The organism is Allobosea sp. (genome assembly GCF_017308015.1).
Classification (GTDB): domain Bacteria; phylum Pseudomonadota; class Alphaproteobacteria; order Rhizobiales; family Beijerinckiaceae; genus Allobosea.
Map to the genome: position 1 here is coordinate 41637 of NZ_JAFKFW010000022.1, position 26966 is coordinate 68602.

The 26966-nt window shown below is 65.8% G+C and carries 25 protein-coding genes; 7 read left to right on the plus strand and 18 right to left on the minus strand.

All coding sequences use genetic code 11. From position 1 onward, the window contains the following. Positions 1-55 precede the first annotated feature (55 nt). From J0I42_RS17650 to cuyB, 3 genes are all read left to right on the plus strand, one after another. Positions 56-2227, plus strand: coding sequence for a methyl-accepting chemotaxis protein (locus tag J0I42_RS17650; protein WP_291656661.1), 2172 nt, complete (start codon positions 56-58; stop codon positions 2225-2227). Between the two features lie 354 nt (positions 2228-2581). After that, the gene (cuyA, locus tag J0I42_RS17655; protein WP_291656663.1) at positions 2582-3586 is read left to right on the plus strand and encodes a D-cysteate sulfo-lyase; all 1005 of its coding nucleotides are present in this window, start codon (positions 2582-2584) and stop codon (positions 3584-3586) included. Then, positions 3579-4313, plus strand: a complete 735-nt coding sequence (cuyB, locus tag J0I42_RS17660) for a cysteate racemase (RefSeq protein WP_291656664.1) — start codon at positions 3579-3581, stop codon at positions 4311-4313. Before cuyA ends, cuyB begins: the two co-directional genes overlap by 8 nt. A 119-nt stretch (positions 4314-4432) precedes the next feature. On the opposite strand, the gene J0I42_RS17665 is transcribed toward cuyB, so the two are convergent. Next, on the minus strand, positions 4433-4813 hold the full coding sequence (locus tag J0I42_RS17665; RefSeq protein ID WP_291656666.1) for a hypothetical protein: 381 nt from the start codon (positions 4811-4813) through the stop codon (positions 4433-4435). Between the two features lie 393 nt (positions 4814-5206). On the opposite strand from J0I42_RS17665, the gene J0I42_RS17670 reads away from it, so the two are divergent. Then, positions 5207-6454: a flavin-dependent oxidoreductase gene (locus tag J0I42_RS17670; RefSeq protein WP_291656667.1), complete on the plus strand. Its 1248-nt coding sequence runs from the start codon at positions 5207-5209 to the stop codon at positions 6452-6454. On the opposite strand, the gene J0I42_RS17675 is transcribed toward J0I42_RS17670, so the two are convergent. The 9 genes from J0I42_RS17675 to J0I42_RS17715 all read right to left on the minus strand — a co-directional run bounded on the left by J0I42_RS17675 (position 6455) and on the right by J0I42_RS17715 (position 14459). Continuing rightward, positions 6455-6808 (minus strand): PilZ domain-containing protein, encoded by a 354-nt coding sequence (locus J0I42_RS17675; RefSeq protein ID WP_291656669.1) that lies wholly within the window; start codon positions 6806-6808, stop codon positions 6455-6457. Between the two features lie 151 nt (positions 6809-6959). Further along, a complete protein-coding gene (locus tag J0I42_RS17680) occupies positions 6960-7418 on the minus strand; it encodes a cupin domain-containing protein (RefSeq protein WP_291656670.1) in 459 nt (152 codons plus the stop codon). 56 nt (positions 7419-7474) lie between these two features. After that, positions 7475-8173 (minus strand): ABC transporter ATP-binding protein, encoded by a 699-nt coding sequence (locus J0I42_RS17685; protein WP_291656671.1) that lies wholly within the window; start codon positions 8171-8173, stop codon positions 7475-7477. Positions 8174-8175: 2 nt separating this feature from the next. Beyond that, the gene (locus J0I42_RS17690; protein ID WP_291656672.1) at positions 8176-8925 is read right to left on the minus strand and encodes an ABC transporter ATP-binding protein; all 750 of its coding nucleotides are present in this window, start codon (positions 8923-8925) and stop codon (positions 8176-8178) included. Further along, positions 8918-9856 carry a branched-chain amino acid ABC transporter permease gene (locus tag J0I42_RS17695; RefSeq protein ID WP_291656673.1) on the minus strand — a complete coding sequence of 313 codons (939 nt, stop codon included), beginning with the start codon at positions 9854-9856 and terminating at the stop codon, positions 8918-8920. The genes J0I42_RS17690 and J0I42_RS17695 overlap by 8 nt, the downstream gene beginning before the upstream one ends. A gap of 56 nt (positions 9857-9912) precedes the next feature. Then, a complete protein-coding gene (locus J0I42_RS17700; protein ID WP_291656674.1) occupies positions 9913-10839 on the minus strand; it encodes a branched-chain amino acid ABC transporter permease in 927 nt (308 codons plus the stop codon). A gap of 185 nt (positions 10840-11024) precedes the next feature. Next, positions 11025-12197 carry an ABC transporter substrate-binding protein gene (locus tag J0I42_RS17705; RefSeq protein ID WP_291656676.1) on the minus strand — a complete coding sequence of 391 codons (1173 nt, stop codon included), beginning with the start codon at positions 12195-12197 and terminating at the stop codon, positions 11025-11027. Between the two features lie 206 nt (positions 12198-12403). Next, positions 12404-13291, minus strand: coding sequence for a DMT family transporter (locus J0I42_RS17710; RefSeq protein ID WP_291656677.1), 888 nt, complete (start codon positions 13289-13291; stop codon positions 12404-12406). A gap of 10 nt (positions 13292-13301) precedes the next feature. Further along, a complete protein-coding gene (locus J0I42_RS17715) occupies positions 13302-14459 on the minus strand; it encodes a trans-sulfuration enzyme family protein (RefSeq protein WP_291656678.1) in 1158 nt (385 codons plus the stop codon). A gap of 130 nt (positions 14460-14589) precedes the next feature. On the opposite strand from J0I42_RS17715, the gene J0I42_RS17720 reads away from it, so the two are divergent. Together J0I42_RS17720 and J0I42_RS17725 are read left to right on the plus strand one after the other, a co-directional pair. Beyond that, a complete protein-coding gene (locus tag J0I42_RS17720; RefSeq protein WP_291656679.1) occupies positions 14590-15051 on the plus strand; it encodes an Lrp/AsnC family transcriptional regulator in 462 nt (153 codons plus the stop codon). A 116-nt stretch (positions 15052-15167) separates the two neighbouring features. Next, positions 15168-16331 carry an AGE family epimerase/isomerase gene (locus tag J0I42_RS17725; protein WP_291656680.1) on the plus strand — a complete coding sequence of 388 codons (1164 nt, stop codon included), beginning with the start codon at positions 15168-15170 and terminating at the stop codon, positions 16329-16331. 69 nt (positions 16332-16400) lie between these two features. Here J0I42_RS17725 and J0I42_RS17730 read toward each other — a convergent pair whose 3' ends face one another. Next, positions 16401-17600, minus strand: coding sequence for an MFS transporter (locus J0I42_RS17730; RefSeq protein WP_291656681.1), 1200 nt, complete (start codon positions 17598-17600; stop codon positions 16401-16403). Between the two features lie 93 nt (positions 17601-17693). Here J0I42_RS17730 and J0I42_RS17735 point away from each other — a divergent pair, with 93 nt between their 5' ends. Continuing rightward, positions 17694-18449, plus strand: a complete 756-nt coding sequence (locus tag J0I42_RS17735; RefSeq protein ID WP_291656682.1) for an AraC family transcriptional regulator — start codon at positions 17694-17696, stop codon at positions 18447-18449. Between the two features lie 171 nt (positions 18450-18620). Here J0I42_RS17735 and J0I42_RS17740 read toward each other — a convergent pair whose 3' ends face one another. The 7 genes from J0I42_RS17740 to J0I42_RS17770 all read right to left on the minus strand — a co-directional run bounded on the left by J0I42_RS17740 (position 18621) and on the right by J0I42_RS17770 (position 26929). After that, the gene (locus J0I42_RS17740; protein WP_291656683.1) at positions 18621-19601 is read right to left on the minus strand and encodes a peptide ABC transporter ATP-binding protein; all 981 of its coding nucleotides are present in this window, start codon (positions 19599-19601) and stop codon (positions 18621-18623) included. Beyond that, on the minus strand, positions 19598-20620 hold the full coding sequence (locus tag J0I42_RS17745; protein ID WP_291656684.1) for an ABC transporter ATP-binding protein: 1023 nt from the start codon (positions 20618-20620) through the stop codon (positions 19598-19600). The genes J0I42_RS17740 and J0I42_RS17745 overlap by 4 nt, the downstream gene beginning before the upstream one ends. Positions 20621-20624: 4 nt before the next feature. Then, complete coding sequence (locus J0I42_RS17750; RefSeq protein ID WP_291656686.1) at positions 20625-21533, minus strand: ABC transporter permease subunit; 909 nt, start codon at positions 21531-21533, stop codon at positions 20625-20627. A gap of 40 nt (positions 21534-21573) precedes the next feature. Next, positions 21574-22584 carry an ABC transporter permease subunit gene (locus J0I42_RS17755; RefSeq protein WP_291656687.1) on the minus strand — a complete coding sequence of 337 codons (1011 nt, stop codon included), beginning with the start codon at positions 22582-22584 and terminating at the stop codon, positions 21574-21576. Positions 22585-22646: 62 nt separating this feature from the next. After that, a complete protein-coding gene (locus J0I42_RS17760) occupies positions 22647-23471 on the minus strand; it encodes a M55 family metallopeptidase (protein ID WP_291656688.1) in 825 nt (274 codons plus the stop codon). A gap of 98 nt (positions 23472-23569) precedes the next feature. Then, complete coding sequence (locus J0I42_RS17765) at positions 23570-25186, minus strand: ABC transporter substrate-binding protein (RefSeq protein WP_291656689.1); 1617 nt, start codon at positions 25184-25186, stop codon at positions 23570-23572. Between the two features lie 150 nt (positions 25187-25336). Beyond that, the gene (locus J0I42_RS17770) at positions 25337-26929 is read right to left on the minus strand and encodes an ABC transporter substrate-binding protein (protein ID WP_291656690.1); all 1593 of its coding nucleotides are present in this window, start codon (positions 26927-26929) and stop codon (positions 25337-25339) included. Between the last annotated feature and the right edge of the window lie 37 nt (positions 26930-26966).

Consider the following 26966-nt stretch of genomic DNA (forward strand, 5'->3'; position numbering starts at 1 on the left):
ATTCGAAATTAGCGAATTTATGAATATGTTTCCTTGCGGCAGGTGGGGAAACGTCATGTTGGCTGCTGAAATCGGCAAGGGACGACAGGCAAGGCTCGGCATAGGAGGGGTGCTGGGGGTGGCGTTGACGGCGGCCGTTGCCATCGTTGCCGCTGCGGGCGCCCTATCGACGCAGTTGCTCGGCAACCGCATTCTGCATGAGACGATCAACCGTGAAATGGCTGGCGCGCGCGACAGCCTGTTGACCAGTCTGGAGGGGGAAGCCAAGCGCGCGCTGTCCATGGCGCATATGATCGCGCGCAATGCACAGGTTCAGTCTCAGTTCGCCATGGGCGACCGGGCTGCGCTCGCTGCCGCGATGGTCCCCGGTTTCCCTGCGTTGAAGGAGGCCGATGGCGTTACGCAGCTTCAGTTCCATCTGGCGCCTGCCACCTCGTTCCTGCGTGTGCACAGACCCGAGAAGTTCGGCGACGATCTCGCTTCTTTCCGCTTCACGGTCGTGGAGGCGAACAAGACGGGCAAGCCCGTCCATGGTCTCGAGAACGGTGTCGAAGGCTTGGGTGTCCGTGGTGTGGTCCCGGTTGCATCGGCCGCCGGAAAGCAGATCGGTACGGTCGAAATCGGGCTAAGCTTCGGGCAGCCTTTCTTCGACAGGTTCAAGAAGACGTTCCGGCAGGACATCGCCTTCTTCCTTCTTGCGGACGGCAAGTTGAAGCGCTTCGCCTCGACGCTGCCGGACGATTTCCAGCTCTCGGAGGCCATGCTTCGGCGAGGCATCGAGGGCGTAACCGATATCGAGCACGCCCGGATAGCCGGGCGCGACAGCGCGCTGGTTTACGCTCCGGTCCGGGACTATCGCGGCGACGTCATCGGTGTCTATGCGCTCGCCTCGGACGTATCGAGCTTCAGTTCGATCATGGATGCCGCCAAGCTCGCCTCGATCGGCATTGCGCTCGTCAGCTTGATGGCGGCGCTGGGTTGTGCCTGGCTGTTGCGTCGCTGGATCGCGGCGCCGATCCGCGGCATGACCCGCACGATGACGCAACTGGCCGGCGGCGACAGGGCGGTGGAAATCCCGTCGCTGTCTCGCCGCGACGAGATCGGCGAGATGGCTCGCGCGGTCGAATCCTTCAAGCTCGCCGCGGTCGAGAATGAGCGCCTGCAGCTCGCGCAGAAGGAGGCCGAGCGCGAGATCGACGGTCAACGCCGCTCGGCGGACGAGCAGCAACTGCGAAACGAGGCGGAGCGCCAGCAGGCGATGGTTCAGCTCGGTCTTGTCGTCGATGCGCTCGGCGAGGCGCTGGCGGCGCTGGCCAACGGCGATCTGAGCGGACGAATTTCCGCCGAGTTCTCGGCCGAGTACGTCAAGCTCAAGGATGATTTCAACGCCGCTATCGCCAAGCTTCAGGAAACGATGCGGCAGATTGCGCAGAATACCGACAGCATGAAGGCGGGATCGACGGAAATCCGTCAGGCGGCGGACGATCTCGCCAGCCGTACCGAGCAGCAGGCCTCTTCCGTGGAGGAGACCGCGACGGCGCTCGACCAACTCACCGCCACGGTGCGTCAGACTGCCGAGAGCGCGCGTCTCGCGAACCAGGCGACGGAGCAGGTCAAAGGCGAGGCCGAGCAATCGACCAGTATCGTCCGCGATGCCGTGATCGCGATGGGAGGCATCGAAAAGTCGGCACAGGAAATCGCGCAGATCGTCGGGTTGATCGACGAGATCGCCTTCCAGACGAATCTGCTGGCGCTCAATGCCAGTGTCGAGGCCGCGCGGGCCGGCGATGCCGGAAAGGGTTTCGCGGTCGTCGCCTCGGAGGTGCGCGCCCTGGCGCAACGCTCGGCCACCGCGGCCAAAGAGATCAAGGTCCTGATCGACGCCTCGACCCTCGAGGTCGAGAAAGGGGTCGATCTCGTCGGGCAGACAGGCGGGGCGCTTCAGCGCATGGCGACGGAGATTGCGCGCGCCACCGATCTCGTCGCAGAGATCGCCGGCGCCGCGCAGGAACAGGCCTCCGGCCTTCAGGAGGTCAACTCGGCCGTCGGCGAGATGGATCAGGCGACGCAGCAGAACGCCGCAATGGCGGAGCAGTCGACGGCCGCGGCCCATTCTCTCGCGGTGGAGGCAGATAAACTCGCGGCTTTGGTTTCGTTCTTCAAGCTGGACCGAGGCTCTGTCTCAAGCGGAAAGCCCGTGAAACTGCCGCAAGACAGGGCTGCCTGAGCACGTCTGGCCGTGCCCCGCGGGCACGTTCCGGCCGGCGGCGAAACCGGTGGGGAGGCTCGACGGCGTCACCTTGCGATCCCGCCGAATGCGGCAACGCTGGTTTGCGCGTCAGGGGGCGAACGAGTGGCTTTGCCTGGCCCGCGCCCCGCGCGCTCGATCATCCCGATCGAGTTTGACGGGTTGCTTTTCCCAGAGCTGCGCAAGGTTGACGGAAGAGCTGCCCGATGCAGGCGATCGCCGCTCCTGAATGCAGGATTTGCATGCAAGGCGCCCCACTTCCCGTCCTTTGCATTGGACGCGCGAAGGTACTGGGGCGATAAGGTCAACCAGAAAACCGAGGTGACTTTTCCCATGAATCTGGCTCGCTTTCCCCGCGTCTCGCTGGCGCATCTGCCGACTCCTCTGGAGCGGCTCGACAATCTGACGCGGGAGCTCAACGGTCCGGAAATCTGGATCAAGCGCGACGATTGCACGGGGCTTTCGACGGGCGGCAACAAGACCCGCAAGCTCGAGTATCTGATGGCGGCGGCTCAGGCCGAGGGTGCCGATACCGTGGTGACGCAGGGCGCGACCCAGTCCAACCATGCGCGCCAGACCGCAGCGGCGGCAGCCAGGCTCGGCATGGCCTGCCACGTGCTGCTGGAGGACCGTACCGGCAAGACCGATTTCGACTATACGCAGAACGCCAACGTCCTGTTCGACGTCCTCCATGGTGCGGTCATCGAGCGCTGCGGGCCGAACCCGGACATGAATGGCGAGCTGGCCAAGCTTGGCGCGAAGCTCACGGCATCCGGCCGCAAGGTCTATTGCATTCCCGGCGGTGGTTCCAATCCGACCGGCGCGCTCGGCTATGTCAATGCGGCGCTGGAACTGGTGATGCAGGCGAACACGGCCAGCCTCAAGGTCGATCACCTCGTCCATGCGACGGGCAGCTCAGGTACGCAGGCCGGTCTGATCGCCGGGCTCGCTGGCGTGCATAGCGACATCAGGTTGCTCGGCATCGGCGTTCGGGCGCCGAAGGACAGGCAGGAGGAGAACGTCTTCAAGCTGGGCTGCGCCACGGCGGAGCTGCTCGGCATGCCTGGTGCGGTCAAGCGCGAGCATGTCGTGGCAAATTGTGACTATGTCGGTGAAGGATATGGTTTTCCGGCGCCGGGTACGATCGAGGCGATCCGCATGCTGGCCGCGCTCGACGGCATCCTGCTCGATCCGGTTTATTCCGGAAAGGGTATGGCCGGATTGATCGACCTGGTGCGGAAGGGGCAATTCCGCAAGGGCGAAACCGTCGTCTTCCTTCATACCGGCGGCCAGATCGGGCTCACCGCCTATCCGCGGGAATTCCTGACCAATGGCTGAGCCGTCCCAGGCGAGGCCGGCGGTCGTCGGCATTCTGGGTGGCATGGGGCCGGAAGCGACGGTCGACCTGATGCGGCGCGTCATCGCGGCGACGCCGGCGCGAGATGACGTCGACCATGTTCACATGCTGGTCGACAACAATCCGGGGGTGCCGTCGCGTATCGCGGCGCTGATCGACGGGACGGGTGCGAGCCCCCTTCCCGAGCTGGTTCGCATGGCCAAAGGTCTCGCCGCGAATGGCGCCACGATGCTCGCCATGCCATGCAACACCGCGCATTATTATGCCGACGGCCTCGTCGAGGCCGTGCCGCTGCCTTTCCTGAATATGGTCGCGTTGAGCGTGGAGCGCATTGCGGCTCTGATGCCGGCTGGCACCCGGGTCGGGCTGCTGGCCTCGACGGCCGTGTTCAAGATCGGCCTCTACGAGCAGGCATTCAAACGTCGGGGCCTATCGATCGGCGCGCCCGACCGCCAGGATGAGGTCATGGCGCTCATCCGTGCCGTCAAGACCGGTGATACCGGGGCAGCCCAGCGCAGAGTGCTGGCCGAGATCGCGGAGCAACTCGTGCAAAGCGGTGCGGGGGTCATTCTGGTGGCGTGCACCGAACTGTCGATCATGGCCGATTCGATCGAGGCGCGGGTGCCGGTGCTCGATGCGCTCGACGTGCTCGCCGAGGAAATCGTCACCCGCGTAAAGGGGGTTGGAACATCGCATCTTCGGACGTGAAATCCACTTGCCGAAGAGTTGCGATGCTGAACAAGGGCGCAGACCGTTCCACGGCTCCGATGGGGCGTATGCTGAACGACCCTGGCGCTGATCTTAAGGGTTCTCAATCCTCCGGTTGATCAGCGCCTGCAAATCGACGGCACGCAGGCGCTCCGGGACCGTTGGTGACAATCTCCTGAATCGTGCGGACACGCGTAGATTGCGACGCCGATGGAATGAAAGAGCGTCCCTTCGTCGAGTTGCATCATCTGCTCCCGCCCCGGATCGTCGAGCACGAGGCTGCGTGGCAGCCAGGCGAAGCCCGGCCCTGCGAGCAGCAGCTCGCGCAGTGCGCTGCTGAGCGACTTCACGCAGATCGTTTCGCAACGGTAGCGCTTGATCAGCTGCGGCATGACCTTCTGCCAGATCACCTCGCCGAAAAAGCTGCGCTGGGGACAGGTCAGGAGCGGCATGGCCTGCGCCTCATCGGGGGCGAGGGCGGCCGGGCCGACCAGGATCATGTCGTCCCGAGCGCTTGCGACACGCATGGCGGAAGCGAAGCGGCGACCGCGGAGGCTCCATCCAGACGGAGCGCTTGGTTGAGGGACGCTGAGGGCTCGCGTGAAAGTCGATCTGGATGTTGGTTCAATGGCTCCGTCCTTTGCGAGATTCGGCTATGACCGCCGGCCTGATCCTGTCGGGCCGTAACCAGGTGTCGAATTCGATTTCCACCCGGTCTGTTCCGCCTGGTCGTCAACTGTCGTCTGATATCCTCCCGGGTGAGAAGCTGGCCGCGGTCGGTGAATCCGGTTCCGGAAAACCGGTCCAGCTTCAAGGTCCGGATCGTACGCGATTGACAAGGCGGGCGGAGATATTTCAAGTTTAAAATATCAAGATCGCTGAGGGGCGACGTCATGCGGGTCATCATTGTCGGCGGCGGTATCGGCGGGTTGACGCTGGCTTTGATGCTCCATGCCCGCGGGATCGCCGCGACGGTCTACGAGCAGTCCGGCGAGATCCGTGAGGTCGGCGTCGGCATCAACACCCTGCCGCATGCCATTCGTGAGCTCGCCGATCTCGGCCTGTTGCCGGCATTGGACGAAACCGGCATCCGCACGCGCGAACTGCACTATATGAACCGCTTCGGGCAGACGGTCTGGAGCGAGCCCCGCGGCCTGTATGCTGGGGCGCCGGTACCCCAATTCTCGATCCATCGCGGCCGGCTCCAGCGCGTTGTTCGCGATGCGGTGGCCGAGCGGCTGGGCGAGGACGCGATCAGGACCGGGCGCCGGCTGCAGGGCTTCATCCAGGACGAGGGCGGTGTCACCGCGCATTTCAGCGATGCCCGCTTGGGCGAGGCCGGCGAGACCGCGCGCGGCGATATCCTGATCGGCGCCGACGGCATCCATTCGGCGGTGCGGGTCCATTACTTCCCGGACCAGGGCTCGCCACGCTGGCAGGGCGTGCAGATGTGGCGCGGCGCCTGCGACTGGCCCGTCTTCCTCGACGGTGAAAGCATGATCATCGCCGGCGGTATGGCCGGCAAGCTGGTGCTCTACCCCATCGGTCAGGGCGCGACGCCGCAGACGCGCCTTACCAACTGGGTCGTCAATATCCGCACCGGCGATCCCGAGAGGCCGCCGCCGAAGGAGGCCTGGTCGAAAGCCGGCCGGCTCGAGGATGTACTACCGTTCGCGCGGCGCTTCAGCGTTCCGGGCGTCGACATCCAGGCGCTGATCCGGGCGACCTCGATCTTCTGGGAATATCCGATGTGCGACCGCGATCCGCTGCCGCGCTGGACCCATGGCCGCGTCACGCTGCTCGGCGATGCCGCCCATCCGATGTATCCGGTCGGCTCGAACGGCGCCTCGCAGGCGATCCTCGACGCGCGCTGCCTCGCCGACTGGCTGGCGAAGGCCGAGCACCCGCGTCAGGCGTTGGCTGCCTACGAGGCACAGCGCCTGCCGGCGACGGCGGAGATCGTTGCGATGAACCGGGTAGGTGGACCGGAGCGGGTGATCGACGCGGTCGAGGCGTTGGCGCCGCAAGGCTTCGACGACATCGAACAGATACTCGACCAAGCCAGCCGCGAACAGATCGTCAAGGGCTATGCCGGAAAGGCCGGATTCTCGGCCGAGCAGCTCGCAGGGCGCAAGGGTTGATCAGCCAGCCTCGGTCAACTGGCGGATGCGCGCCTTCAGGCCGGCATTCGCTGTCTCGTAAGCTTTGAGGCGGCGCATCAGGTCGAGCGGTACCGCCTCGGCCGGTTCGGTGAAGACGATGCCGATCCGTTCGCCGCGACGCCAGATCGCGCGCGCAGCATATTGACGCTGCTTCGAGGGAATCTCGATCTCGAATGCCTGGGGCAGTGCAATCGCATCCGACAGCACCATGAGAGCGCCCTCGTCGGAGAGGTTGCGGATCGCACAATCGAGCGTCGAGCGCCGACTGTTGAATGCTACGACCCCGCCAAGCAACGTGCGCTGGCGCATCGAACGGCGACGTTCGGCATCCATAGCCAAGGCTCCCGATTGCAACGGCCTCGAATTTCAGAACCTATTAAGCAGATGCCGAGCGCCGTCTCACCTTTAAGGTTTGATTAGCCTTAATATCGGCCGATCCGCAGCAATCGGCGGATCGGCTCGGTGTTGCCTGGCGGGAGCGGCGTCAGCCCGCGTCGGGCGGAGGCGGCAGGAAGTCGACCTCGTGCTTGGCCGAGAGCGCGACGACGTCGGCCGGCTTCTGCTCGGCCATCGAATGCAGACCCCAGAACAGATCGTAGAGCCGGGCCGTCGGCGAAACCCAGAACAGGCATTTCACGGTCGCGTCGCTCTTGTTGAACAGGCCGTGCGGGATGTTGCGCGGCAGCCTGATCAGGTCGCCGGCGGTGGCGAAGCTTTCCTTGCCGTCGAGCAGCAGGTCGAGCCGGCCCTCCAGCATGTAGATGAACTCGTCCTGCGTCGTGTGGATATGCGGTGGCACGAAGGTGCCGGGCGGCAGGGTCGCATGCCAGGAGAAGCTCTCCTGCGTCAGTGTCTTCGGCACATAGGTCTGGCCGAGGATATTCCAGGAAATGCCGTCGAGGCCTTCATTGGCGCGCGTCACGCCGGCGGTCAGCGGGTTCATGGTCTTGGCTCTCCTCATCTGCCGGCGCGAGGGCCGGATGGCGGTGACGTGATCTGCTAGAAGTGGAGGAAGCGGTCCTTCACGGCAGTGTCGCTACGCAGTTCCGCGCTGGAGCCGCGCCAGACGACGCGCCCCTTCTCCAGCACGACATGGCGGTCGGCGATCCGGACCAGCGCATCGACGTTCTTGTCGATCACGAGAATCGCCTCGCCTTCCGCCTTCAGGGCAGTCAGGCAGTTCCAGATTTCCTCGCGGATCAGGGGGGCGAGCCCCTCGGTCGCCTCGTCGAGAATGACCAGCTTGGGATTCGTCATCAGTGCGCGCCCGATAGCCAGCATCTGCTGCTCGCCGCCGGAGAGCTGATTGCCGCGGTTAGCACGCCTTTCCTTGAGTCGCGGGAAGAAGGCGTAGATTCGTTCGAGGTCCCAGCGTTCCTTGCCCGAGCGGTTTGCCGCGGTCGCGATCAAGTTCTCCTCGACCGAGAGCGTCGGGAAGATCTGGCGTCCCTCCGGCACGAGGCCGATGCCGGCCTGCGCGATGCGGAAGGGCGCAGCGCCGGTAAGATCGCGCCCGCCGAAGGAAACGCGCCCCGCTCGGGTCGGCAGCAGGCCCATGATCGAGCGCACCGTGGTGGTCTTGCCCATGCCGTTGCGGCCGAGCAGGGTCACGACCTCGCCTTCGCCGACGGCGAGGTCGACGCCGAACAGTATCTGCGCCTCGCCATAGCCGGCATCGAGCCCTTCGACGCTGAGCATCGTTAGCCCTCCTCGCCGAGATAGGCCTGTCGCACCGCCGGATCGGCGCGCACCGCTGCCGGCGCGCCGGAGGCGATGACGCCGCCATAGACCAGAACGGTGACACGGTCGGCGAGCGCGAAGACGGCGCTCATGTCATGCTCGACCAGCAGCATGGCGAAGCGTCCCTTGAGGCTGTTCAGAAGCGCGATCAGGCGCTCGCCTTCCTCATGCCCGACGCCGGCCAGGGGCTCGTCGAGCAGGATGAGCTTGGGCTGCAGGGTCAGCGCCATCGCGATCTCGAGCGCGCGCTTCTCGCCATGCGAGAGGCTGCCGGCAGGCGCATGGGCGCGCTCGGTCAGGCCGACCGCATCAAGCGCTTCCCAGGCAGGTTGGTTGAGCGCCTCGTCGTTGGCCGCGTGGCGGAAGAGCGAGAGCGGATGGGCGCTATGCGCCTGCACGCCGAGCGCGACATTCTCCAGCGCAGAGAGCGAGGCGATGGTCGAGGTGATCTGGAAGGTGCGGGCGAGCCCGGCACGCGCCCGTGCCTGCGGCGGCAGGCGGGTGATGTCCTGGCCACCGAACAGGATCGCGCCGGCATCCGGCCGGAGCGTCCCGGAGATCTGGTGGACCAGCGTGGTCTTGCCGGCGCCGTTCGGGCCGATCAGCGCGTGCAATTCGCCGGGCGCGATGGTGAGGTCGACGCCGTTGGTGACCTTGAGCGCGCCGAACGACTTGGCGAGGCCTTTGAGTGCGAGCGCCGCTTCAGCCATCGTGGCGCCCCCTCAGCTTGCTGGCGAGGCCGGCGATGCCGCCATGGGTGAACAGCACGAAGAGCACGATCAGGGGGCCGAAGATGACCTTCCAGTTCTGCGTCAGGCTGGAGAGCACGTCCTCGGTGATCAGGAAGGCGAGGGCCCCGAGGATCGCGCCATAGAGCGAGCCGACGCCGCCGAGCACGACCATGAAGATCAATTCACCCGAGCGCGGCCAGGACATGTAGGCCGGGCTGACGAAATCGGTCTGATTGGCGAGCAGCAAGCCGGAAAGCCCCGCCATCATGCCGCTGATCACATAGGCGCCGAGCCGGACATGATTGACGTCGTAGCCGGTGACGGTGACGCGCACGGCATTCTCGCGCGCCGCCCGCAGCACCCGGCCGAAGCGCGAGGCGACGAGCCGCCGCACCAGCCAGTAGCAGAAGGCCAGCGTCCCGAGCGCGATATAGTAGAAGCCGGTGCGGTTGCTGAAGATCTCGCGCCCGAGCAGCGTGCTCTTCTCGTAGAGCGTCAGGCCGTCATCGCCGCCATAGGCCGAAAGCGCCTGCGCGAGGTAGAAGGCCATCTGCCCGAAGGCGAGCGTGATCATGATGAAGGCGACGCCGCGCGTGCGCAGCGAGACATAACCGGTGACAGTCGCGAAGGCGGCGCAGGCGAGCAGGATGACCGGTAGCGCCACCAGCAGCTCGGTCTGGCCTTCGGTGATCAGGATGCCGGCGCCATAGGCTCCGATGCCGATATAGGCCGCATGGCCGAACGAGATCAGCCCGCCGACGCCGAGGATGAGATCCAGCGAGAGCGCCGCGATCGCGAAGATCATCGCCCGCGTCACCAGCGTCAGCCAATGTCCGGGCAGGCCGAGCACGGAGCCGAGCGGCAGCAGGGCAAGCAGGGCGAAGATGACGAGCGGTGCGAGCCGGCGCATTCTCGGCGCCGGAGGCCGTGTTGCTGCCCCGGAATGCGCGGGTGTGCTCGCCATGCTCACGAGCGCCCCTTGGCTGGCAGAAGCCCCTCGGGCCGGACGAACAGCACCGCCGCCATGACGAGATAGATCAGCATCGAGGAGAGTGCTGCGCCCGTGGCGCGGGCCGAGGCCGGCGCCATGAACAGCCGGAGCAGGTCGTTCATCGAGGAACGACCGAGCGTGTCGACCAGCCCGACGATCAGCGCACCGACGAAGGCGCCGCGGATCGAGCCGATGCCGCCGACGACGATGACGACGAAAGCGAGGATCAGCACGGTGTCACCCATGCCGGGCTCGACCGAGAGGATGGGGGCCGCCATTGCTCCGGCGAAGCCGGCGAGCATGGTGCCGAAGGCGAAGACCACCATGAAGAGCTTGCGGATATCGACGCCGAGCGCCGAGACCATCGGCGCGTTCGAGGCGCCTGCCCTGAGCAGCATGCCGGCGCGGGTCTTCTCGACCACGAACCAGAGCAGGGCACCGACGCCCAGGCCCGCTGCGATCAGGGCGAAGCGGTAGACGGGATAGAGGATGCCGTCCATCAATCGGACATTGCCGGACAGGAATTCCGGCACCGGCACCGACAGCGGCGCGGCGCCCCAGATCATCTTCACCGCCTGGTTGAGCAGCAGGATCAGCCCGAACGTGGCGAGCACCTGATCGAGATGGTCCCGTTCATAGAGATGGCGGAAGACCAGGAACTCGAGGGCAAGGCCGAGCAGCAGCGCGGCGGCCAGCGCGAGCACGAGCCCCAGCACGAAAGAGCCGGTCAGGCTGACGAAGGTCACGGCGAGATAGGCGCCCAGCATGTACTGGACGCCATGGGCGAGGTTGATGAAATCCATCACGCCGAAGACCAGCGTCAGCCCGGCCGCGACCAGGAACAGCAGGACGCCGAACTGGAGCCCGTTCAGGAGCTGGACGATCAGGAGGCTGAGGGTCATGGGATCGGTGGCTCGCTCTGCCGTCGCGATCAGGCTCGACCGTCGTTCCGGGCGTAGCGAAGCGAAGGCCCGGAATCCATCATGGAGCGCATCCCCTGCAGGGTTTGCCCTTCGATGGATCCCGGATCAGCGCCGCTTCTTGGCTTGTCCGGGATGACGGCGGCGGATGTGGTGCCGAGGTACCCTTACTTCAGCGCGCAATCCTTGGCGTGCGGATCGGCGTAGTCCGAAAACACCTTCTGGGCGATCTCGGTCTGGAACTTGCCGTCGGCGCGCTTCGCGACCTTGACGAGGTAGAAGTCCTGGATCGGATAACCGTTGGTGTTGAACTTGAACTTGCCGCGCAGCGACGTGAAATCGGCCTTCTTGATCGCCTCGCGCAGCTTGTCCGCATTGCCGGCGCCGCCCGCCGCCTTCACGGCGGAATCGATCAGCATGGCCGCGTCGTAGGACTGCTGGGCATAGGAGCCGGGCACGATCTTGTAGGCCGCCTCATAGGCTTTGACGAAGTCCTTCGTCTGCGCGTTGTCCATGTTGGGCGCCCAGGTCATGCCGCCATAGAGGCCGACCGCGGCGTCCTGCTGCGCCGGCAAGGTCGATTCATCGACCGTGAAGGCGGAGAGGAACGGGATCTTGCCCTGCAGCCCGGCCTGCGACCACTGCTTGACGAAGTTGACGCCGAGCCCGCCGGGCAGGAAGGCGAAGACGACATCCGGCTTGGACGAGGCGATCTTGGCGAGGTCGGCCGAGAAATCCATCGCGTTCAGCGGCGCATAGACCTCGTCGACGATCTCGCCCTTGAAGTAGCGCTTGAAGCCGGCGAGCGAGTCCTTACCCGCCTGGTAGTTCGGCGCGATGATATAGGCCCGCTTGTAGTTCTGGTCCTGCGCATATTTGCCGAGGACCTCGTGCACCTGATCGTTCTGGTAGGAGGTGACGAAGAAATTCTTGTTGCAGGCCTTGCCGGCCATGGTCGAGGGGCCGGCATTCGGGCTGATCAGGAAGGCGCCGGAATCGAGCACGGGCTTGGCGATGGCGCCGAGGATGTTCGAGAAGACCGGGCCGACGACGAAGGCCGGCTTCTCGCTCTCGACGAACGAGCGCACGCGCTCGACCGCGACATCGGGCTTCAGCTCGTCGTCGATCACCGTGATCTTGACCGGCACGCCGCCGAGCTTGCCGCCGTTCTTGTCGACCGCGAGCTGGAAGCCGTCGCGGACCTGCTGACCGAGTGAGGCGGCCGGGCCGGTCAGCACACTGACCACGCCGATCTTGATCGGCTCCTGCGCTTGTGCGGAAGCGACGGACAGCGCCAGCGCGCCGCAACCGAGTGCCAGACCGAACCTGAATGCCGTCATCGATGCTCTCCCGGACGAAGTTGAAGCGCGGCCCCGTTCCCTCGGATTTCTTCGGCTCGCGCAGGCCATAATGTTTCAAGCTTAAAATATCTGCAAGGCGCAGTTTACGGAAATTTGCGGAACTCTCCAAGGCCGTAGCATCGGCCACACTCGCTGCCCGCGGCGGCTTGCTTGCGCGCTGACCTCTGCGGCACCTGCCGTAGAGGTCACGATCGCAGGGCCAGCGCAACGCCGCTGATGGTCAGCGTGATCGCGGCCGCCTCTCGCAGGCCCAGAGTCTCGCCCAGCAGCGGCATGGCGGTCAGCGTTCCCACGACGGGGACGATCAGCATGCTGGTGGCGGCGACGGCCGTCGGCAGCCTTCTGAGTGCTCCGAACCATGTGAGATAGCAGAGCGCCATCGGGCCGACAGCCATATAGGTCAAACCCAGCGCTCCTTTGGCCGAGAGCGAGAGGACATTCGGTCGCTCCAGGATGAGGCCCAGCGCAACCATGGGCAGGCAGCCGAGGGCGACCTGCCAGGCCGCGACAGCCGGCCCCGGCATGGCAAGGGGCTTTCGGGCTTTGACCGTGCCGAGCGCGAACAGCACGGCCGCCGCGAAGGCGAACAGTACGCCGGGGAGCTTGGTCGCCGTGAATTCGGGACCACCCATCAGAAGGAGCATGCCGGTGATGCTCAGGCCCAGCGCCACCAGGCTGCGTCGGGTCGGACGCGCGCCGAGCAGGGGCCAGGCGAGCATCATCGCCCAGATCGGCATGGAGTAGGCGATCAGCGCGCCTTCCGAGACCTTGAGCCAGTTCAGCGCGAGCGCAGTGAAACCCATCCAGGCGAAGACGTTGATCGATGCCGCGGCCAGGAGAGGCGCACGGGCTTCCTTCGGTACGGCGAGGCTGTCGCCGCGCGCCATTGCCAGCAGAGCGAGGCACAGCGCGCCGAGCAGGCCGGCCGTCCCTCGCGCGAAGAGCGGCGGCCAGTCCTGCAGGACGAACTTCAGGACCGACCAGTTGAGGCCCCAGCCAAGGGCCGTGGCCATGAGGAGGACCTTGCCGACCGTCTGGCCGGCAGGCATGGGGGCGGAGCCTGTCACGGACATGGCAAGCGCCTTACGGGCGGTGCCCGGCCTTCAGCGCTCGGTCGAGATCGTCATGGAGGTCATCGACATCCTCGATGCCGGTGGAGAGGCGCAGCAGGTCGGTCGGGCAGGGCGAGCCGGCGCCTTCGATCGAAGCGCGATGCTCGATCAGGCTTTCGACGCCGCCGAGCGAGGTCGCCCTCTTGTACAGTTCGACATGAGCCGCTGTCGCGATTGCCGCACCTTCGCCGCCGGTGACCTGCACCGAGAGCATGAAGCCGAAGCCGTTCTCCATCTGTCGCGCCGCGATGTCGTGGCCGGGATGCTGCGGCAGGCCGGGATAGAGCACGCGGGCCACCAGCGGATGGGCCGAGAGTCGCTGCGCCAGCGCCATTGCCGAAGCCGCTTGCCGCTCCTGTCGCACGTGCAGCGTGCGCATGCCGCGCATCAGCAGATAGGCTTCGAATGGCCCGAGAATGCCGCCCTGGCCCTTCCGGACCGTTTTGACCCGGTTCCAGAACTCATCGTCCTCGCGGGCGCAGAGCGCCCCCGCAACGACATCGGAATGGCCGTTCAGCACCTTCGTCGCCGCATGCATGACGATGTCGGCGCCGAGCGTCAGCGGACGGGTATGCACCGGCGAGGCGCAGGTCGAGTCGACGGCAAGCCTGGCGCCGGCCTTGTGCGCGATCTCGGCAGCCGCCGCGATATCGGTGATCGTCCAGAGCGGGTTCGAGGGCGTCTCGATCCAGACGAGCTTGGTCACGCCCGGCTTCACCGCCGCCTTCAAGGCGGCGAGATCATCGGTCTCGACGAAATCGACCTTGATGCCCCAGCGCGTCGCCTCGTTGAGCAGCCAGGCGCGCAGCGCCCAGTACATCACCTTGGAGGCGACGACATGGTCGCCGGGCGAGAGCGCCTGGAACACGGCGGTGGCGGCTGCCATCCCGGAGCCGAACAGCAGGGCGCCGGCCTTGGCCTCCTCCAGCATGGCGAGCACGGCCTGCGCCTCATGCACCGTCTCGTTGTCCGGCCGGCCATAGATGAAGCCGGTCGAGTAGCCGTTATCCTCGTCGCGGATATAGGTCGTCGAGACATGGATCGGTGGCACGACGCCCCTGGTGGTCGGGTCGATCTTCCCCATGGCCTGCGCGGCAAGGCTTCTCTTGGTCCACTTCGTCGCAGTCATGACCCGTTTTCCGTTTCGTCCCTGCCTATGGAAAAGGCGGCATATGGATCAGATCATGCCAGCAAACGCCTGGCGATAGTCGCCCATTTTTGCTACTGGATGGCGAATTTCGTCGATCGTGAAGGCTTCGATGGCTAAAAAGGTTGACCTCGACAGGTTCGATCATGCCCTGCTGAAAGAGATGCAGGCCGATAATCAGACGCCGGCGCGCGTGCTGGCCGAGCGTGTGGGCCTGTCCCAAAGCGCGGTACTGCGGCGATTGAGGCGCTTGCGCGCGGAGAAGGTCATCACCGCCGATGTTTCGATCGTCAGCCCCGAAATCATGGGCGTTCCGGTGACGGTGCATGTTACCGTCTCGATCATCCAGGGCTCGCGGACCTATGGCGATTTCGCCCGGAAGCTCCAGGCCCGGCCCGAGGTCAAGCACGCCTCCTATGTGACAGGCGACGCCGATTTCGTGCTGCACCTGCAGGTCGAGAGCATGGCCGCCTACGCTGCCTTCACCCGCGAGGTCTTCCATGATGACCCGAATGTCGCGGAGTACCATAGCTACATCGCCATGCGCGAAGTCGTCGGCCACGGCGCGCCATAGCGCTCTGCGCCGGACGATATGGACGCGAGCCCCGCCTGTGGCTATCGGCTCGAAGCCGTAGAACTCAGCCGGGTGCGCCGGTCTCGTCCGTTCTTTTTCACCGGGGATACCGCCAGATGACGCGTGAAGAGGCTCCGAGGAGCGTCAGCGATCTGCCTTCGAAGGCGTGGCTCAGGAAAATCCTGGTCCCGGCCTGGATCGACCGTGCGGTTCGGCCCGGTCACGCCGGCTTCGTCGAGATGTTCGATCCGGCCGATCCCGCGCGCGATCCAGGGGCGCTCCGAACGACGCTCGTCACGGCCCGCCTGACCTATGTCTTCAGCCATGCCCACCTGCTCGATCCGCAGGGGAGGGCGCTCGTCGCTGCCCGCCATGGCTTCGCCTTCCTGCGCGACGCCTGCCGCGAGGACGGGCGAGGGCGCTTCCTGCATTCCGTCCGCGAGGACGGCACGCCGGTCGATACCCGCACTGACCTCTACGATCTCGCCTTCGTGCTCTTCGCCATGGCCTGGTACTATCGCGCGACGGAGGATGCTGCGGCACTCGCGATCGCCGACGAGGTGATCGGCTTCATCGAAAGCGAGATGGCGCATCCGCAAGGCGGCTTCGCGGAGGATACGGCGGGTACGCTGCCGCGCCGCCAGAACCCGCATATGCATCTGCTGGAGGCGTTCCACGCGCTTGCCGAAGCGACCGGCGAACAACGCTGGCTCGACCACGCCAACGCGATCGTCCGGCTCGCGCGCGAGCACCTGGTCGATGCCGAAACCGGGACGCTCGGCGAATATTTCGCCGATGACTGGAAGCCCGCTCCCGATGCGGCAGGCCTGGTTTGCGAGCCCGGTCACCACTTCGAATGGACCTGGCTGCTGCTGCATCACTGGCGCCTGACGGGGGACGCACAGGCGCGCGATCTGGCAGAGAGACTCTACGGCTTCGCGATCCGGCACGGTCTGGACGATGGCGCAACAGGGCCGCTTGCCGCGTTTGACGTGTTTGACCGCACCGGCAATGTCACGGCCTCGACCAAGCTGCTCTGGCCCCAGACCGAGGCGATCAAGGCCTTCCTCGCCCGGATCGAATTTCTGGGTGATGCCGATGCCGCCGCACGCCTCGACAGGCATCTTGCCAGCCTGTTCCGCTGGTTCGTCACGCCCGAAACGGGGCTCTGGTTCAACCAGCTCGCGAAGGACGGCACGCCCACCCAGACGGTGATCCCGGTGCGGGTGCTCTACCATCTCCTGCTCGCTCTGGCGGAACAGGAGCGCGTCCGGAGCTAGCCGGCGGCCCATTGTACATGGCGGAGGGTACGCCTTGTGAACTGGCCGGCAGTCCGCGCTGCCGCAAGCCTATGGTTCCGCCGGAGCTGTTCTCGCTGCCGGCGCGGCCTGCGCCAGGAAGAAGAACGCCAGAGAGGCGCACCAGACGATCAGGCCGAACACCGTCGCGCCGGCCAGCACCAGCCCGAACCCGCCCTGTGCATGCAGCAAGGCGAGCATCGGCACGACGAAGCCGCTGACGGTGAAGCCGAGGAAATAGCGCACGCTGAACGCCTTGGCGCGGTGCTGCGCCGGCACGTACCGCGCGACCATCGCGTCGTTGACGACGACCTGCCCGTAGATCGCGGCCATGGTCATGGCGAGGCCGATGAGCAGCGGCACGCCCGAGTTCGTCGCCGCGAGCGCGAGGCCCAGCGGCTGGAACAGCGCGAGCCCGACGAACAGCGCCGGAAGCGTGTAACGGTCGACCAGTCGGCCCATCAGCCATTGCGTGGCGGCGCCGAATACGAAGACCAGTGTCGCCAGCGAGCCGGTCAGCGCCAGCGGCAGGTCGAGGCCGAGGCGCTCGTCGATGACCTTCGGCAATGCGATCGTGGTGATGTTGAAGGTCATGCCGCCGGCGATGATCGCGACGGCGAAGACGAGCAGCAGCGCGACCGGCCGGCTGACGGGGATGAGTTCGGCCTTGCCGGAACGACCCGTGGATGGAGTTCCGTCGCCAGGCACGAGGGCGAGGAAAGCCGCGCCGAGCGCAAGGCAGACGAAGCCGGGCAGGACGAAGGCGAAGCGCCAGCCGAAGTTGGCGGCGATCAGCGCCGTAACGCCGGCGGCGGAGGCCGCGCCGAGATTGCCCCAGACGGCGTTGACGCCGAGATCGCGGCCGAGCTGACGGGCATGGCTGACCAGCATGGTCGAGCCGACCGGATGATAGATCGCCGAGGCGATGCCGAGCACGAGCAGCCAGCCCGCGAACGCCGCTGGGCGATTCGCGCTGGCGACGCCGAGGCAGGAGAGCCCGTAGCCGATGAAGAACACGGCGAGCATGTTGCGTCGGCCGAACCGGTCCGAGAGCCAGCCCATCGGCAGCGAGCACAGGCCGAAGGCGACGAAGGCGCCGGTCGCAAGGCCGATGAGTTCGGCATAGCTGAGATCGGTCTGCGCTGCGATGGCGATGACCGCCGTCGGATAAATCAGCAGCACGAAGTGATCGAGCGCATGGGCCGCGTTGACGAACAGAAGGGTGCGCTTCGACAGGGTCTCGGGGCTCATAGGCGATCTCGCGGCAATGACGCGCGATCCTAACTTGACCCGATAGGCCTGTCGGGTCGTAATTCGACCGGATCGGGCCAAAATGGACGTGTGATGCGCAGCGAAAGCGAGGCCTACCAAACAGTACCGCGTGCCGTTGCCGTGATGCCGAAGAGCTATCCGGCTGGCGCAAGCACCGGCTGGCACAGCCATCCGCGCGCGCAACTTCTCTATGCTACTGCCGGCGTGACGCTGGTGCGTGCCGAGGATGGTACCTGGGTACTGCCGGCCAGGCACGCGCTCTGGATTCCGCCGCGTCTTTCTCACGAGGTCAGGATGCATGGCGCGGTCTCGATGTGCTCGGCCTATATCGCCCCTGAGGCGGTGGACGTCCTGCCGACGAGATGCCGCGTGCTGGAGGTTTCGCCCCTGTTGGCTTCGGCGCTGGAGGCGCTGGCGGTCGAGCCGCTGCTTTATGACGAGGCCCGGCGCGGCGGGCATCTCGCCGCGCTGATCCTCGACGAGATCGCGCGTGCGCCTGAAACCGCGCTGACCTTGCCCTTGCCGCGGGATGAGCGTCTCCGGCGCATCTGCGAGTCCTTGCTGAAGGACCCTGGCTCGAGCCTCGATATCGACGGTTGGGCGGAGAGGGCGGGCGCGAGCCGGCGTACCCTGACGCGCGGCTTCCGGGCGGAAACCGGCCTGAGCTTCGGCGATTGGCGCGCGCGCCTGCGCGTGCTGCGGGCCCTGACGATGGCGAGCGACGGCGCGCCGCCGCACCAGATCGCATCCGCGGTCGGCTATGCCGACCAGCGGGGCCTCCGGACGGCCGCCAGGCGTGTGCTCGGCCGCACGCGGCTGTCCTTGTAGGAACGCGTCAGCGCGAGCGCAGCATCGCGTCGAGCCGAAGAAAGGCCCGGCCGGACATCGTCATGGCCGTCCGCGCCGGATCGGCGTTTCCATCCGAAATCGGGCCGCTCGTGAACGGCCATGTGGCGGCCGGCTCGAAAGTCCGCCTGGCTCAAGCGGCCGTCCCAGAGATCACGCCGCCTTTGCCAGGAAATCCTCGGCATAGTGGCAGGCGACCTTCCGGCCGTCGATCTCGCGCTTCTCCGGGCGCTCGGCCCGGCACCGATCGGTGACATGCGGGCAGCGGGTCGAGAATACGCAGCCCTGAGGCGGGTTGAGCGGGGAGGGCAGTTCGCCGCGCAGGATGATGCGCTCGCGCTTGCCGGCATCGACGCGCGGCGTCGAGGCGAGCAGCGCCTGCGTATAGGGATGCAGTGGCCGCGCGTAGATGCGCTCCTTCGGGCCATGCTCGATCGCATTGCCGAGATACATCACCATCACGTCATGGGCGATGTGACGGACGACGCTGAGATCATGCGAGATGAAGAGATAGGCGAGCTTGAGCTCGTCCTGCAGGTCGGCGAGCAGGTTCAGCACCTGCGCCTGGATCGAGATGTCGAGCGCCGAGACTGGCTCGTCCGCGACCACGACCTTGGGGGAGAGGATCAGCGCGCGGGCGATCGCGATGCGCTGGCGCTGGCCGCCTGAGAACATGTGCGGATAGCGGGCATAGTGCTCGGGGCGCAGGCCGACCTTGGCCATCATCGCGCGCGCCTTTTCGGTGCGCTCGGCCGGGGAGAGGTCGGTGTTGATCTTGAGCGGTTCCTCCAGGATCGTCCCGACCTTCTTGCGCGGATTGAGCGAGCCATAGGGGTTCTGGAACACGAACTGCACCGTCCGGCGCAGGCGTCTGCGCTCGCCGGCTGGCGGCGAGACGGCATCGACCCCGTCCAGCGTCAGTGCGCCGGAGGTGGGGGCCTCGATCAGCGTCGCCATGCGCGCCAGCGTCGATTTTCCGCAGCCGGATTCGCCGACGACGGCGAGCGTGCGCCCGGCCTCGACCGCGAAGGAGACCTTGTTCACCGCCTGCAACTGTGCCGGGGCGCGAAAGAGCCCCTGCTTGACCGGGTAGATCTGCGTCAGCTCGCGCGCTTCGATCACAGGATTGCTCATCGCACGGCCTCCTTCGCCTGGCTGGCTTCGTCGCGGGCGCGGGCGGCGTCGCGCTGGGGATCGCCGAGCGGGTAATGGCAGCGCACGCGCCCGTCGGCCCAGTTCCGCAGCTCCGGCTGGATATTGCGCGAATGCTCGGTTGCATAGGCGCAGCGCGGGCTGAACAGGCAGCCCTTCGGCCGGTCGTTCAGGCCGGGCACCATGCCGGGAATGGTCGCGAGGCGGGTCGCATGCTCGCTGCGCTCCGGCAGGGCCGCGAGCAGGGCTGCGGAATAGGGATGCTGCGGGTTGGAGAACAGGGCATCGACCTTGCGCTCCTCCATGATCTGCCCGGCATACATCACCATGATGCGCTGCGCCGTCTCGGCGACGACGCCCATGTTGTGGGTGATGAGAACGAGCGCCATGTTGCGTTCGCGCTGCAGCGACATCAGCAGATCGAGGATCTGCGCCTGGATGGTGACGTCGAGCGCGGTCGTCGGCTCGTCGGCGATCAGCAGTCGTGGATTGCAGGCGATCGCCATCGCGATCATCACGCGCTGGTTCATGCCGCCGGACATCTGGTGCGGGAATGCCTTGAGACGGCTTTCAGGCGCGGGAATGCCGACCTGCTCCAGCAGTTCGATCGAGCGGCGCTTCGCCGCCTTGCCGTCCATGCGCTCGTGCTTCCTGAGCGTTTCGGCGAGCTGGAAGCCGATCGTGAAGCACGGGTTCAGGCTGGTGCTCGGCTCCTGGAAGATCATCGCCACGTCCTTGCCGGTGAGCTGGCGGCGCTCGCGGGCGGACATGGTCAGGAGATCGCGGCCGTCGAAGCGCAGCTTGTCGGCGCGGACGCGGCCGGGATAGCCGACGAGGCCCATCAGCGCGAGCATGGTCACGCTCTTGCCGGAGCCGGATTCGCCGACCACGCCGAGCACTTCGCCCTCGTCGAGGGTGAGGTCGATGCGGTCGACGGCGCGCAGCGTTCCCTGGGAGGTCGGGAATTCGACGCTGAGATTTTCGATTTCGAGAAGGGGCATGGGATCAGCGCTTCAGCTTGGGATCGAGCGCATCGCGCAGGCCGTCACCAAGAAGGTTGAAGGCGAGCACGGTGATGAGGATGGCGAGGCCCGGGAAGGTGACAACCCACCAGGCGCGCAGCACGAATTCGCGCGCATCGGCGAGCATCGTGCCCCATTCGGGTGTCGGAGGCTGGGCGCCCAATCCGAGGAAGCCGAGCGCAGCGGCGTCGAGGATCGCGGTGGAGACGCCGAGCGTCGCCTGCACGATGAGCGGCGCGGCGCAGTTCGGCAGGATCTCGGAGAACATCAGGCGGATCGTCTGCGCGCCCGAGACCTGGGCGGCGACGACATAATCCTTGCTGGACTCGGCGATGACGGCGGCGCGCGTGATGCGCACGTAATGCGGCAGCACGACGATGGCGACGGCGAGCATCGCGTTCATCAGGCCGGGGCCGAGGATCGCGACGATGACGATCGCGAGCAGCAGGCTCGGCATCGTCATCAGGATGTCCATCAGGCGCATGATCGCGATATCGGCGAGGCCCTTGAAATAGCCGGCGACCAGTCCGAGCACGATGCCGACGACGATGGCGAGCGCGACGACGGCGATGCCGATCACCAGCGAGAGCCGGGCGCCGAAGAGCAGGCGCGAGAGGATGTCGCGGCCGATCGCGTCGGTGCCGAGCGGATAGGACAGCGAGCCGCCCTCCTGCCAGAACGGCGGCTTCAGGAAGACCGCGTTATTGGTCAGATTCGGATCATGCGGCGCGATCCACGGCGCGAACAGCGCGCAGAGCAGCACCAGCACGATGACGGTGAGGCCGGCGACCGCGCCGCGATTGGCGCTGAAATAGCTCCAGAATTCGCGCAGCGGATGTGGCGGGGTGGCGCTCGGCACGGCGGCCGGAGCTTGCAGGGTTTGGGTGCTCATGATGCGAGGCTCCGATGGGAGCGAAGGGAGACGTGACGCTTCATCGGGCGTGCCTGATGCGCGGGTTGATCAGGCCGTAGAGCAGGTCGACGAAGAGGTTGACGCTCATCACCACGACGCCGAGCAGCAGCGTGCCGCCCTGGAGAACGGGATAGTCGCGCCGGCTGATCGCCTCGATCAGCCATTTGCCGACGCCGGGCCAGGAGAAGATCGTCTCGGTCAGGATCGCGCCGGTGAAGAGCGCCCCGACCTGCAGGCCGATGACGGTGACGATCGGGATCAGCGCATTGCGCAGCGCATGCAGCGCCACCACCCGGATCGGCGCCATGCCCTTGGCGCGGGCGGTGCGGATATAATCCTCGCCCAGAACCTCCAGCATCGCCGAACGGGTCATGCGCGCGATGACCGCGAGCGGCACCGTGCCGAGCACGATCGCCGGCAGGACGAGATGCGACAGGGCCGACCAGAAGGCGTCGATATCGCCGGCCAGCAGGCTGTCGACGGTGAGGAAGCCGGTGACCGGCTCGATGAAGTACTGAACCGCGATCCGGCCCGAGACCGGCGTGATGCCGAGCTGCACCGAGAACAGCAGGATCAGCAGCAGGCCCCACCAGAAAATCGGCATCGAATAGCCGGTGAGCGAAATGCCCATCACGCCATGGTCGAAGATCGAGTTTCGTTTCACCGCGGCAATGATGCCGGCTGGAAGTCCGACGATCAGCGCGATCAGGATGGCGCAGATCGCGAGCTCGATCGTGGCCGGGAAGAGCTGGCCGAACTCGGTCAGCACATTCTCGCGGGTCACGATCGACTTGCCGAGATCGCCCTGGACGACGCGCTCGATATATTTGCCGTACTGGACGAGCAGTGGCCGGTCGAGGCCGTACTCGGTCAGGAGCTGGGCGTGGCGGGCGGCGTCGATGCCGCGTTCGCCGGCCATGGTCTCGATCGGGTCGCCGGGGACGAGGCGGACGAGAAAAAAGGCCAGCAGCGTGATGCCGATGAAGGTCGGGATGACCAGGCTCAGGCGGGTGAAGATGAAGCGCAGCATGGTTTGCCGATGTTTTTGGCCGGCGCGAGACGGGGCGTCGCACGCCGGCAGATCGTCTGGATTTATTGCAATGTCGAGCTGTAGCCCAGCGCAAACACCAAAAAGCGCTGAAGATCAAGGATGTCGTCTGCGACATACCGGATCGTGAAGGCATCCACCCGCTCCACGAGCTTCAGCATGACGAGATATTCGACCGGCTGGCGGAACAGGAAATTGACCTCGAGCGAGATCGGCCCGGCGATCCGGTAGGGCTTGATGGAGGCTCGCCGCGCGATGGCGCGCTTCACGCCTTCCGCGATGAGTTCGTAGGAAGCTTCCGGCATCAGCGTGCGCGCGGACTGGCGGCTATGTGCCCATTTTACCGTCACGCCTTCGATATCGGGCAGGAACGCCTTGGTCTCGGCGATGGTGGCGTCGTCGCCACTCACGAGCAGCACCGGCACGTCGAAATGCCCGGCAATGGCGGCGTTGATGCCGGCTTCCGGCACGGCGACGCCGTTGACCCGGACTTCCCGCAGCGAGGCGCCGCGGAAGGTATGGGCCAGCACGCCTTCGGGGTTGGTCGATCCGGTGTGGTAGCCGATGAAGAGCGCCCCGTCATAGGCACCGGTCTCGACCCCCTGCATCATCGAGAGCGGTCGCGGATGAGCCCGCACGAGCTGCACATCGCGTGGCAGTCGCTCGAGCAGCAGGTTCTGCGCCCGGCCGTGGCTGTCGGCGATGACGACCTCGCTGGCGCCGCTGTCATAGGCGGCACGCGCTGCGGCGGTGACGCTGTCGGTCATCCAGATTCGGGCGGTCTGGTATTCGAAGCCCTCGACGAGGGTCTGGTCGCGGGTAACGACCCCGGCGATGCCTTCGATATCGGCGGAAATGTAGATGCGCATGGCGAGGGGCTCCGGAAAAGCCGCTGCGCGGCCCGCAAGGACGCGCAGAGAATCGGCCGCGGCAGCCCGAGGCCGCCGCGACGAGAGCGTGGAAACGATTACTTGGCGACGGAAACGCCGTAGAAGGGCTGCCCGCCGAAAAAGTGGATCTTGTAGTCCTTCACGTCCTTGCGCACCGGCGTGAAGGCCTGCGCATTGGCGAAGAGCAGGCCCGCCACGTCCTGGTGGAACAGCTCCTGGAAGCGCTTGTAGAGCTTGGCGCGCTCGCCCTGATCGGTGATCGTGCTCGCCTTGGCCAGCGCGTCCGATGCTTCCTGGTTGCACCAGCGGGCGCGGTTGGCGCCGGTCTTCACGCCGTCGCATGTCCAGCCCGAGAGCAGAATCTGGCTCGGGTCGGGATAATCCCAGGTGTAGCCGAACATGCCGACATCATGGTCGCCGGCCCGGCCGCGCTTGAGATACTCGCCCCACTCGAAGGTCTGGATCGTTGCCTTGACGCCGATCTTGGCCCAGTCGGCCTGGATCAGTTCGGCCGCGCGGCGCCCGTTCGGCATATAGGCGCGCACCACCGGAATGGCCCAGAGCGTCGTTTCGAAGCCGTCGGCGAGGCCGGCCTCCTTCAGCAGGGCCTTGGCCTTTTCGGGATCGTAGGGGCGCGGCTTCAGGTCGGCGTCATGCGACCAGAGCGAGGGCGGCACCGCCGCGGCGGCGATCTTGCCGGTGCCCTGGTAGACCGCGTCGATGATCGCCGGGATGTTGGTCGCGTAGGCCAGGGCTTCGCGGACCCGCTTGTCGCCGAAGGGCTTCTTCTGCTGGTTGAAGGCGAGGAAGCTCTGGTCGGCGATGCTGCCTTGCAGCAGGTTGATCGTCGGTTCGGTCTTCATGGCCGGCAGGTCGCCGGGATTGGGGTAGCGCGCGATCTGGCATTCGCCCGAGCGCACCTTGGCGAAACGAACGGAGGCGTCCGGCGTGATCACGAAGATCAGGTCGTTCACCAGCGCCATGCGGTCGCGATTGCCGACGGCCTTTGTCCAGTGGTCCTGCACCGCCTTGAAGCGGATCACGGCATCCTTCTGGTAGGAGAGGAGCGAGAACGGGCCGGTGCCGATCGGCGCGAAATCGAGCTGCTCGGGCGTGCCGGCCTTCAGCATCGCGGCGCCATATTCGGCCGAGAGAATCGACATCGGCTCGACCGAGAGTGCCGAGAGCAGCGGCGCGTTCGGCTTGGTCAGGGTCAGCTTGACCGTGAAGTCGTCGACCTTTTCGAGCGCCTTGAGGCTCGGCTTCACGATCTCGGCGAAGAACTGGTAGTTGCCGCTGCCGATCTTGTTGAAGGGATGGCCGGGGTCGAGCATGCGCTGGAACGAGAAGATCACGTCGTCCGCGTTGAAGTCCCGCGTCGGCGTGAAGGTCTTGCTGGCGTGCCATTTCACGCCCTTGCGCAGCTTGAAGGTGTAGGTCAGCGCATCGTCGGAGATGGTCCAGGACTCGGCGAGGCTCGGGATGATCTGCGAGCCGCCGCGTTCCGTCGCGGTCAGCCGCTCATAGATCTGTGCGGCGACGTCATAGGCGGTGTTCTGGCTGCTGAACTGGGGATTCAGGAAATCGGGGCTGGCCTCGGAGCAGACGACGAGCGCCTGGGCGCCGGCGACGGCGGGCAGCAACAGGGCGCTGAGCCCCAGCGTCACGGCAAGGGAGCGGGCACGAACGGACATGGGCGGTTCTCTCGGAAAAGGCAGGGAAGGCGGATCGGGCGCGGGGCGTCATGCCTCATCGTCTTCGCTTCCCGGAGCGCGGCCCCGTCGGGGCCGCGTCGTCTGGCAAGGATCGGCCGCGCCAGCTCGTGGCGCGGCCGGTATTGTGGCTCACTTGCCGATATCGACGCCGTAGAAGGTGTGGCGGCCGAACGGCGAGAGCTTGAAGTCCTTCACTTCCTTGCGGACCGGCTTGAGCTGCACCGCATGCGCAATGGTGAACCAGGGCGACTGCTCCTTGAAGATCACCTGCGCCTGCCGGTAGAGTTTTTCGCGCTCGGCCTGGTCGGTGACGCGCTTCGCCTTCAGCACCAGTTCCTCGAAGGGCTGGTAGCAGAACTTGGCGACGTTCGAGCCGTTGGTCTTGGCCGATTCGCAGCCCAGCAGCGTGTGCAGGAAGTTGTCCGGGTCGCCGTTGTCGCCGGTCCAGCCGAGCATGCCCGTCTGGTGCTCGCCCGCCTGCATGCGCTTGCGGTACTCGCCCCATTCGAAGCTCTTGATCTCGGCCTTGACGCCAACCTTGGCGAGGTCGGCCTGCATCAGCTCGGCGATGCGCTTGGCATTCGGGTTGTAGGGGCGCTGCACCGGCATGGCCCAGAGGTCGATCTCGAGGCCGTTCGGATAGCCGGCCTCGGCCAGCTCCTTCTTGGCCGCCTCCGGGTCGAAGGGGTCGTCCTTGATGGTCTCGTTATAGGACCACATGGTCGGCGGGATCGGGTTGATCGCCGCGACGCCGCTGGAGAGATAGACCGCGTCGATGATCGCCTTCTTGTTGATCGCCTTGTTGACGGCGCGGCGCACCTTGACGTCGTCGAACGGCTTCTTGGTGGTGTTGTAGGCGAGATAGCCGATGTTCAGGCCCGGCTGTTCCAGGATCTCGACATTGGCGTCCTTCTTCATCGCCTCGAGATCGGCCGGGTTCGGATAGGGCATGACATGGCATTCGCCCTTCTGGAGTTTGGCCCAGCGCACCGAGGCATCCGGCGTGATCGCGAAGATCAGGTCGTCGATCTTGGCCTTGCCGGCCCAGTAGTCCGGGTTGGCCTTGTAGCGGATGATCGCGTCCTTCTGGTACTGCACCAGATAGAACGGGCCGGTGCCGACCGGGTCCTGATCGAGCTTCTCGGGCGTGCCCGCCTTCAGCATGGCGTCGGCATATTCCTTCGACTGCACGCTGGCATATTGCATCGCGAGGTCGGCGAGGAACGGCGCTTCCGGCTGGTTCAGCGTGAACTTGACGGTGTAGTCATCGACCTTCTCGACCGACTTCAAGAGCTTGGGCATGCCCATGTCGTTGAAATAGGAGTGGTTCGAGCTGGTCACCTTGAAGAACGGGTGGTCTTCCTTCCACTGCCGCTCGATCATGAACATGATGTCGTCGGCATTGAAGTTGCGCGTCGGCTTGAAGTTCTTGTTGGACTGCCACTTGACGTTCTTGCGCAGGTGGAAGGTGTAGGTCAGGCCATCCGGCGAGATGTCCCATTTCTCGGCGAGCGCCGGCTGGACCTTGGTGCCGCCGCGCTCGAACTGCACGATCGTGTCGTAGATTTGCGTGTTTGCGTCGAAGGACGTGCCGGTGGTGTTGACGCTCGGCGCGAAGTTCTCGGGGCTGCCCTCCGAGCAATACACCAGGGTCTTGGCCATCAGCGGCTGCGCCGCCATCAGCGCGGAGGCCGACAGCGTCGCCAACAGAATTTTCTTCATGGATGTCTCCTTGAACGCCTCTCCGCCCTGTGAGGGA

Coding starts and splice junctions, on each gene's coding strand:
- J0I42_RS17650 (WP_291656661.1), top strand. CDS start 56: ATGTTGGCTGCTGAAATCGGCAAGGGACGACAGGCAAGGCTCGGCATA.
- cuyA (WP_291656663.1), top strand. CDS start 2,582: ATGAATCTGGCTCGCTTTCCCCGCGTCTCGCTGGCGCATCTGCCGACT.
- cuyB (WP_291656664.1), top strand. CDS start 3,579: ATGGCTGAGCCGTCCCAGGCGAGGCCGGCGGTCGTCGGCATTCTGGGT.
- J0I42_RS17665 (WP_291656666.1), bottom strand. CDS start 4,813: ATGATCCTGGTCGGCCCGGCCGCCCTCGCCCCCGATGAGGCGCAGGCC.
- J0I42_RS17670 (WP_291656667.1), top strand. CDS start 5,207: ATGCGGGTCATCATTGTCGGCGGCGGTATCGGCGGGTTGACGCTGGCT.
- J0I42_RS17675 (WP_291656669.1), bottom strand. CDS start 6,808: ATGGATGCCGAACGTCGCCGTTCGATGCGCCAGCGCACGTTGCTTGGC.
- J0I42_RS17680 (WP_291656670.1), bottom strand. CDS start 7,418: ATGAACCCGCTGACCGCCGGCGTGACGCGCGCCAATGAAGGCCTCGAC.
- J0I42_RS17685 (WP_291656671.1), bottom strand. CDS start 8,173: ATGCTCAGCGTCGAAGGGCTCGATGCCGGCTATGGCGAGGCGCAGATA.
- J0I42_RS17690 (WP_291656672.1), bottom strand. CDS start 8,925: ATGGCTGAAGCGGCGCTCGCACTCAAAGGCCTCGCCAAGTCGTTCGGC.
- J0I42_RS17695 (WP_291656673.1), bottom strand. CDS start 9,856: ATGCGCCGGCTCGCACCGCTCGTCATCTTCGCCCTGCTTGCCCTGCTG.
- J0I42_RS17700 (WP_291656674.1), bottom strand. CDS start 10,839: ATGACCCTCAGCCTCCTGATCGTCCAGCTCCTGAACGGGCTCCAGTTC.
- J0I42_RS17705 (WP_291656676.1), bottom strand. CDS start 12,197: ATGACGGCATTCAGGTTCGGTCTGGCACTCGGTTGCGGCGCGCTGGCG.
- J0I42_RS17710 (WP_291656677.1), bottom strand. CDS start 13,291: ATGTCCGTGACAGGCTCCGCCCCCATGCCTGCCGGCCAGACGGTCGGC.
- J0I42_RS17715 (WP_291656678.1), bottom strand. CDS start 14,459: ATGACTGCGACGAAGTGGACCAAGAGAAGCCTTGCCGCGCAGGCCATG.
- J0I42_RS17720 (WP_291656679.1), top strand. CDS start 14,590: ATGGCTAAAAAGGTTGACCTCGACAGGTTCGATCATGCCCTGCTGAAA.
- J0I42_RS17725 (WP_291656680.1), top strand. CDS start 15,168: ATGACGCGTGAAGAGGCTCCGAGGAGCGTCAGCGATCTGCCTTCGAAG.
- J0I42_RS17730 (WP_291656681.1), bottom strand. CDS start 17,600: ATGAGCCCCGAGACCCTGTCGAAGCGCACCCTTCTGTTCGTCAACGCG.
- J0I42_RS17735 (WP_291656682.1), top strand. CDS start 17,694: ATGCGCAGCGAAAGCGAGGCCTACCAAACAGTACCGCGTGCCGTTGCC.
- J0I42_RS17740 (WP_291656683.1), bottom strand. CDS start 19,601: ATGAGCAATCCTGTGATCGAAGCGCGCGAGCTGACGCAGATCTACCCG.
- J0I42_RS17745 (WP_291656684.1), bottom strand. CDS start 20,620: ATGCCCCTTCTCGAAATCGAAAATCTCAGCGTCGAATTCCCGACCTCC.
- J0I42_RS17750 (WP_291656686.1), bottom strand. CDS start 21,533: ATGAGCACCCAAACCCTGCAAGCTCCGGCCGCCGTGCCGAGCGCCACC.
- J0I42_RS17755 (WP_291656687.1), bottom strand. CDS start 22,584: ATGCTGCGCTTCATCTTCACCCGCCTGAGCCTGGTCATCCCGACCTTC.
- J0I42_RS17760 (WP_291656688.1), bottom strand. CDS start 23,471: ATGCGCATCTACATTTCCGCCGATATCGAAGGCATCGCCGGGGTCGTT.
- J0I42_RS17765 (WP_291656689.1), bottom strand. CDS start 25,186: ATGTCCGTTCGTGCCCGCTCCCTTGCCGTGACGCTGGGGCTCAGCGCC.
- J0I42_RS17770 (WP_291656690.1), bottom strand. CDS start 26,929: ATGAAGAAAATTCTGTTGGCGACGCTGTCGGCCTCCGCGCTGATGGCG.